The 7,055-nt window shown below is 62.5% G+C and carries 7 protein-coding genes; 5 read left to right on the top strand and 2 right to left on the bottom strand.

Translation table 11 applies throughout. The features are described from left to right. A partial coding sequence (locus DNX69_RS26050; RefSeq protein WP_133255979.1) for a hypothetical protein occupies positions 1-297 on the bottom strand: 297 nt, incomplete at its 3' end. 1,159 nt (positions 298-1,456) lie between these two features. On the opposite strand from DNX69_RS26050, the gene DNX69_RS06665 reads away from it, so the two are divergent. From DNX69_RS06665 to DNX69_RS06650, 4 genes are all read left to right on the top strand, one after another. Then, positions 1,457-2,065, top strand: a complete 609-nt coding sequence (locus DNX69_RS06665) for a DedA family protein (RefSeq protein ID WP_110785242.1) — start codon at positions 1,457-1,459, stop codon at positions 2,063-2,065. Between the two features lie 184 nt (positions 2,066-2,249). Further along, positions 2,250-2,780, top strand: a complete 531-nt coding sequence (locus DNX69_RS06660; protein WP_110785241.1) for a MarR family winged helix-turn-helix transcriptional regulator — start codon at positions 2,250-2,252, stop codon at positions 2,778-2,780. A 209-nt stretch (positions 2,781-2,989) separates the two neighbouring features. After that, complete coding sequence (locus tag DNX69_RS06655) at positions 2,990-3,241, top strand: hypothetical protein (RefSeq protein WP_110785240.1); 252 nt, start codon at positions 2,990-2,992, stop codon at positions 3,239-3,241. A 249-nt stretch (positions 3,242-3,490) separates the two neighbouring features. Next, complete coding sequence (locus DNX69_RS06650; RefSeq protein ID WP_110785239.1) at positions 3,491-3,826, top strand: hypothetical protein; 336 nt, start codon at positions 3,491-3,493, stop codon at positions 3,824-3,826. 58 nt (positions 3,827-3,884) lie between these two features. Here DNX69_RS06650 and DNX69_RS06645 read toward each other — a convergent pair whose 3' ends face one another. Then, a complete protein-coding gene (locus tag DNX69_RS06645; protein WP_110785238.1) occupies positions 3,885-5,387 on the bottom strand; it encodes an alkaline phosphatase D family protein in 1,503 nt (500 codons plus the stop codon). A gap of 257 nt (positions 5,388-5,644) precedes the next feature. Between DNX69_RS06645 and DNX69_RS06635 the strand changes: the two genes are divergently transcribed. Continuing rightward, the gene (locus DNX69_RS06635) at positions 5,645-5,830 is read left to right on the top strand and encodes a hypothetical protein (protein ID WP_110785236.1); all 186 of its coding nucleotides are present in this window, start codon (positions 5,645-5,647) and stop codon (positions 5,828-5,830) included. The last annotated feature ends 1,225 nt before the right edge of the window (positions 5,831-7,055 follow it).

Genomic DNA, 7,055 nt, shown 5'->3' with positions numbered 1-7,055 from the left:
CGTCAATGGTGGTTGACCGAGCCGATCCAGGCGCTCGAAAGTCCAACCCACCGGCTCCGCGAGTGGATCCGACTTCACCGATTCCACCGAAAGCTCATGAAGGGCCGCAAAGCAGCCGTGGCAATCTTTTATCGAGGAGACAAGGTCGGGATCGCTGCGGTCATCTTGGGCGTGATCAGAAACCACCAGTGCCGGTCCCGGTATCGAAAACTCCGAACGGTGGTGAAACGCCACGAATGAAATATGAAGGAACAAAAGCGCCAGCGCGCCGATGCGCAGCAGCAATCGACGAGACAAGAGTGATCGATATACCGATGTCGGCAAAAGGACCATTCTTCTCGACTAAACGATTTCGGCATCTCTGCGGCTGCGGCAAAGTGTCCAGCTGGCGCTTCGCCCATCTCCTCGTACGGAACCGGCAGATCTCGACAACCTTGGCCGGAGCCCATCGACATCCCGACAAAGGCCATGTTACCAACCGATCAAAGAGTGGGTGTAGTCGTGGCCTCATGCCGCCGGAATGCCAAAAGCAGATTCAGTCACGCGCTGCGCGCGTGCGCGGTCTTTCTTGTGTTGGCGGCCTACCTGGTGTCCGGAATTCTTCACGTTCCTCACGACCTCGACCTCGACCCATCTTCGGGAAGATCTGCATTTCAGGTTTGTGCAGCTGCACCCGACGGAGCGAAACTCCCAAAGAACGGCGTTATCGCCGGTCACCACTGTCATGGTTGCTTTTCGGTATCGGCGCCAAGTCAACCTGAAGCTCTTCTTGGCTCTCGCGAGCCGCACGCCGCGCTGGTCGGTTGGGCCGACAGACCGCTCGCTGATCGCTCCCGAGGCCTCGACCCACCGCCTCCAAAGCCGGTGACCTGAGCGAATCGCCGGGCGCACTCTGCCTGGCCATCAGCCAAAGCCCTTCTCATCCTCCATCGAGAGCGTCGAGATCACGCGTACGCGGCGGTCACCGGCGCGACGAGCGTCTTGCCGCGCGCGGAGTGCAGCAAGCCGCCTTCGGAAGCTCGGCGTGGTCGTGCCTAACGCACAAGTGTGACGTCGGAAGGCCCAGCCGACAGGGCCGAATTCGCTCTCACAACGACGGATTGATTCCAAATGCTAACTCTACTTCTCGCTCTCCTCTCCCACGCATTCATAACGGGCCCGCTGCAAACAGAACTCGACAACCGATTGGGAAAAGCCGGTGTTCCGCCAGAGGTCATGTCTCAATTGAAGTCATGCGTGAACAGGGGTGTGCCGGCCTTCGTCGACCGCATGTCCAGCCAACCCGGATGGGCAATCGGGATCGCGCTCGACATATGGCTAAAGCGAACCCAACCCGAGCTAATCGTCGACCAGGCTGCTCCAAATTGCAGACCTGCTGTGGATGCGGCGCGCCGATATCTCTGAAACGGCCGACCGTCGCTTCCAGAGACAGACCTTCCATCAATCAAGGTGAATCATGTTCGACTGGATTGTGGGCGCGATCGAAGGAGCAGGCTCCCTCGGCGTCTTCCTTCTGATGCTTGCCGAAAATATCTTTCCACCGATTCCTTCGGAGGTGGTAATGCCGCTTGCTGGCTACGCGGCCTCGCGGGGAAACGTCGGTCTTGTCACCGTAATCATCGCCGGAACGCTCGGATCCCTGGCGGGAACGTCGGCTTGGTACTACGCCGGCCACATGTTGGGCCCGGTGCGGCTGCGGCTGTTTGCGGAAACGTACGGTCGCTGGCTCACGATGACGCCGGCGGACATCGATCGCGCGGCCGCGTGGTTTGAGCGGTCCGGGACGTGGGCCGTATTGGTGGGGCGCCTGGTCCCCGGCGTGCGCACGGTAGTCTCGCTGCCAGCGGGCATTGCAGGCATGCCGATTGGGCGGTTTCTATCCTACTCGGCGGCCGGCACCGTAGTTTGGACGGCCGCCCTGGCAATCTCCGGCTACGTGATGGGGCAGAATTACGCGCGCGTCGGCGGCTTTGTCGAGCCGGTGTCGAACGCCATGCTGATCGTCGCGGCCGTCATCTATCTCTACCGCGTCGCCACGTTCGGACGAAAGAACGCCGGTCGATGATGCCGCCGTTCTCACCGACCGCGAGCAGCCAATTCTCACCGGCGCAGGCTGCGCGCACCAGCCCCGCGGCATCGGTGGCAAACCGCGGCGGGGCGAAATGCCGACCTGCCGGCGCTGCAGCGCCTCGCGACCACCGCGTGCCCGGTCCGGCCAATCCCGTCGCAGCTCAGAAAGGGTTTGTACCATGACGATCACCAACGCCGATATGAACGGCCCAGCTGACCCGGCGCTCGAAGTGCAAGCCTGCGAACTCGATGCGCTGGGGCGCCGACTGATCTGGGATCTTACGGCGATCGGAAGTTATCTGATGCGCGTCGCCGACCTTCTCGGCAAACAGATCGGCGTCAGCGGTTCGCAATGGGTCACGCTGAAGGCAATCGAGAGCCTCGACCGCGGCGAGGGTATCTCGATCAAGGACGTCGCGGCCCTGCTGAACGTCGACAGGTCTTTTCTGTCCGCTCAATCGAAGGTGCTGGAAATGCGGGGCCTGATTCGCCGCAACAGCGCCGCTGCGACCGATCGTCGGCTGGTTCTTCTGTCGCTGACCGAATCCGCGATGGAGAGCATGAAGGCCGTGCAGCCATCGAAGACGGCGCTCGAAGAGCATCTGAGAGGCGACCTTGACGGCTTGTCGTTGCTCGAACTCGAAAACGGGCTGTCGGCGATCCGGCGCAGGCTTGGCCGAGCGATGTTGCTCGTCGCGGCGGGCGAATGATAGGCCTGGATCAATGATCGCATGCGCATCCGCCGTTCGGTTAGAAATAAGTATGTCAGATTCATACGTGTTTCTCGCTGGTCTTATGCAACATCGCGCAACTATCGGCGGTCGCGTCACCTCGAACGCCGCGCGATGCGCCGATCGAGAGGAACGCAATCGGCCACTTCGAATTCCCCCCCTGCTTCAAATCCAAAGGAGAGAATACAATGCGTAGCTTCATCATGGCGATTGCGGCCGTTGCAACCCTCGGAGTCACCGCGCCGGCGTTCGTCTCGCAGGCGCAAGCTCAGCACGGCTTCGCTCGGCCGGGACCCGCGCACGGCGGCTGGCAGCGCGGTCATCGCGGAGTCCGCCCTTGGATGGGCAACCGCGGTCACAGGATGAACAGCTTCGGCATGGGCCGTCGCCATGGCGGAATGATGCAACGTATCCCTGGCATGCTCGGACGCCGGCACTGAGTGCTCTCATCCGCGGCGTCGCACCGATGTCGCGGTGCTTCGCCGAGTACCTCGCGACGGGGACGAGATTCACCGCTCCGCGCTGCCGCTAATCGCTTCAGCCGAGCATCGACTTTTCGCCGCCGCGATCTTCGCTCACACATCTTTGCAAAGGGAAATGTAATGAAACCGTGGATCGGCGCCGGTCTCCTTACCGTGACGGTCGCATGTAGCGGCCTTCTCGGCACCAACGCCACTGCATCCCCTCAGATGACGTCTCGCTCTTCGATCGGCGCGTCGATCACGGACGTCACCGCCAGCAGTCGGCATCATGCACGGCACGGCCGACATCTCTACGGGCACCGGGTCAGACACCGGCATCACTACCGGCGACAATACGTCGGGCCGCCCTCATACTACGGCTACGGCTATCCGCCCGGCTACTACGCGGCCCCCTATTACGGGCCGTCGTTCGGATTGTTCGGGGGTTTCGGGATCGGCCACCACTTCGGCCACCATGGCGGTTTCATCGGCCACGGCGGATTCGGTCATGGCGGATTCAGCCATGGTGGATTCGGTCATGGCGGCTTCGGCTTTCACCATTGACCGCGAGTCCGGGTGGGGGAGCGGCACGCGAGTGCCGATCCCTGCCCTCCGGGCGGCCTCACATCTGGAGCGGAGGGGTTCGCCCGCTTTTCTCCAGCTCCCAGTAGGCCGTCCAATGGCCGGACCGGCGCTCCAGAACTAGGAAATTGCGCTGGGAAGTGTAGATCGAGGTTCTGCCCGGCAAAGGGCGCATCCGGATTTCATGCCCCGGCACCGGCGTTTCGCCGAAGCGCGCCAGCACGTCGAGCCCGAGAGCGTAAAGCACTGTCGGCGCGGGATGCGAAATGCCTGACGCGACGAGTTGGTGGATTGGGGTCGGCGAGACGTCGAATGTCCCGCGCGTGGCGAGATGGATTTCTCCGGAGAGTACCGTCACCGGGGTCTTAGGATCGGCGTGGACCTTGGCGAGACTTTCAAGCAGCCGACGCCATTCGGCGCGATGCGCGCGGCTCTGCCACTGATCGCGGAGATCGTCCTCGTATTTTTGCATGTCCGGCCAGAGCCGCATGACGCCTTCGATCCAGGACAGGCGGGGGCCGAGCGCCGGCACGCTGGAGATAAGCAGGACGCGACCCTCGTGCACCGCCGCCAGAGCGTCCGACAGCGCCTGCCATCCGGTTTCGCCCATCACCCGGCGCCGCCGCCGCTCCGAACGAAGATCCGGAGCTATCACGTGCAGGCCGGTCAGCTTTACGTGCCAGGTCAGGGTGGATGCGGTCCGGTCGATCACGATCTCAGGCACCTCGTCCGGGGCGACGCCGAACTGGAAGACCAGGAAGCACTCGCGCGCGACCTCGAAAAGCAGGCGACCGACCGGCGCGTCGAGCTTGCGGTCCGACATCGAGCCCCAGCCGTCGCAGATGTCGTGATCGTCCCACATCGTCAGGGACGGAACACGCCCCATCAGCCAGTTGCTCTCGTCCGAGCCCAGTACTCCCGAATAGCAATCGATGAACGAGCGCCGCACCGATGTCCGCAGCTCATCGAGCTCAGCTTCGCTCGGATGCAGCGAGTGCTTTTCTCCTTCGTCTGCCCACGCGCGCAGCAGCGGGTGGCTACTGAGAATCTCGTCCGCATAGATCTGGTCGCCGCCGTGCAGCAGTAGCTGGAAGGGATTGTCATCATGCTGGCACGCAAGTCTGCGCCACATCGCGTTCCGCTCGCTGAAGTCGCGCTCGAGATCCCCGTCTTCCTGGCCGTTGCACGACACGAACGCGATCCGGAGGTCTTGGCCGAAGTCGGTGTTTACACAGCGCCGCTCGCCGTCCAGCTCGTAGAACGCTTCGGCGTCGGCCTTCAGGCTGAACTTGTATCGGACGACTCTTCTTCCTTCGCATTCGTAGATCGTCGACGGGATCGAGCGGCCCTCGTCGGTCGTGAGCGACGGCATCGTATCGCGCGCCGTCACGCAGATCGCCGTCAGCTGAACGCGTCCCTCGCCGTGTCCCCTCAGATAGAGCAGAGGCCCGATGTCGACGCCGGGCGGCTCGTCCTGAAGCTTGGTCCTTGAATCGACAGAAGTGACCGAGCCGCGAAGGGCCTTCTGAGGGAGAATTCGCATGCGCGCGAAATAGCAATGTTTGGCGCTCGGCGCCAGCCCGATCGGCGCTTAACAGTCGAACGCCGAACGTTCGAAGTCGCCTTTAGATCCCAGTCTGCTGTCGACGATCAATGCATCCGTTGCGATCTCATTGTCATTCTGCAACAGTCGGAAAGCTTCTTGACGTTATGGCTGCCCAGAAACGCGGCCACTAACATCGGTAAGTGCGCCAACACGTACTACGTCGAGTAGAACATCCTCTGGTCCCATCTGCGAAAGTGGACGCGGCGCTCGAACAAATCATTGCTATTTTGCTCGCTGCCTCCTTCGCCGTCGGCCTCGTCGCCACCATCTCCAAGGCGACGATGAGCAGCGAGGTGAAGTTCATGCAGACCAATCATCAATGGCCGAGTGCGAGCGCCATCGACCGCGGATCGCCGGTGATGACGCCCCCCTGCGCGTGACGGTCTCCGAGGCCCGCGACATGATGACGGCGGCGTCGACAGGCCCCTCACCGGACAGCATCGACTCCGCCAACGCCGACATGACCGCGTTGGCGACGATGTTAGCAGGCGGCTCTCGCGACGCTGCGAGGCGCGCTCTGTATGCCGCTGTCCTGTCCCGTCCTGTGGTCGACTTCGCCGTCATGTCGCCGGTTGTCACCGGTGACGCGTCATCATTCGATCCGTTCGTGACGACGTGCGCAGACCGCAAAAACGGAAAAGCCCCTCGCGGGGGCTCATACGCGAGAGGCTCTTTACTGTGCCGGAGATCGCCAAACCTTCGGACAAGTCAGAGATTCGGCGATCGTCCAGAGAGCGTCAATACCCCTCTCGAAAAAACGGACTACGCTCGGGACGCCAGCGATTACTTGCGTCGGCGCATGCGACGGATCCGCTTGACCAGGGCGACAACATCGCTCGGGTCGTGGCCCCTTCCCAACATCGTTTGCAGAGCCGGACCTACGATCAGAGCGTCGTCACGTGTCAGCCGGTCGAGCACGTCGTCGGGCGCCATCGCGATCGCACGGACGAGAGCACGTCCAAATTCATCGACTGTCGGCCGTTTTTCCGACCTGATCCGATCCCGGTACACGGCAGTCCGGAGAGCGGTCTGCGCACGGACTACGTCCGGATGCTGACGACCGCGCGGGCCGGTGTTCTTCGGCTCCGGGGTCCGGAAATCGAGCGCAACCCTTCGTATCTCTTCGATCCTGCGCCTCTCGGAGTTCGTAGGCTCACGCATCTGGCGACCTCCTCTGCTACGCCGCACGTCGACGATGATGACGATCGTTGACGGTCCTGAGAGACGCAAGTGCCAACGAGGAGGCCGGGCGACGTGACATCGACACGTCGTCTCCGGGCAGGCCGGCTGTCACCTACTCCAATCGGAGTCGACGATCACCGGCCGGATGACCGGCCATCGGAGGGGCGTCGTAATGCTGGCCGGTAGACGCGATGCTCTGCTGAGGGTCCGGATCATCACGCCGGGTGACCTGCCCCATGGTCATGTCGACCTTGGCGATCAGGCCGGGTGACCGTATCGATCAGTGGAGAGTCTCTGCCATGGGTCGGATGACCGGCTCTTCGGTATCCGGAATCAACGCTCCGCTCAAAGTGCTCTCCAAGAGCAGACCGTCGTCATCCTGCGTAGGCCGGTGATCACCTGGATGCTGATAGTTGGCACCCT

The organism is Rhodopseudomonas palustris (genome assembly GCF_003226555.1).
GTDB lineage: Bacteria > Pseudomonadota > Alphaproteobacteria > Rhizobiales > Xanthobacteraceae > Rhodopseudomonas > Rhodopseudomonas palustris_I.
Note: the sequence above shows the minus strand (reverse complement) of the source record. Positions and strands in the feature narration are given on the sequence as shown.

Bases quoted from the DNA above. Each gene is read 5' to 3' on its own strand.
- DNX69_RS06665 (WP_110785242.1), top strand. From the start codon at position 1,457: ATGTTCGACTGGATTGTGGGCGCGATCGAAGGAGCAGGCTCCCTCGGC.
- DNX69_RS06660 (WP_110785241.1), top strand. From the start codon at position 2,250: ATGACGATCACCAACGCCGATATGAACGGCCCAGCTGACCCGGCGCTC.
- DNX69_RS06655 (WP_110785240.1), top strand. From the start codon at position 2,990: ATGCGTAGCTTCATCATGGCGATTGCGGCCGTTGCAACCCTCGGAGTC.
- DNX69_RS06650 (WP_110785239.1), top strand. From the start codon at position 3,491: ATGACGTCTCGCTCTTCGATCGGCGCGTCGATCACGGACGTCACCGCC.
- DNX69_RS06645 (WP_110785238.1), bottom strand. From the start codon at position 5,387: ATGCGAATTCTCCCTCAGAAGGCCCTTCGCGGCTCGGTCACTTCTGTC.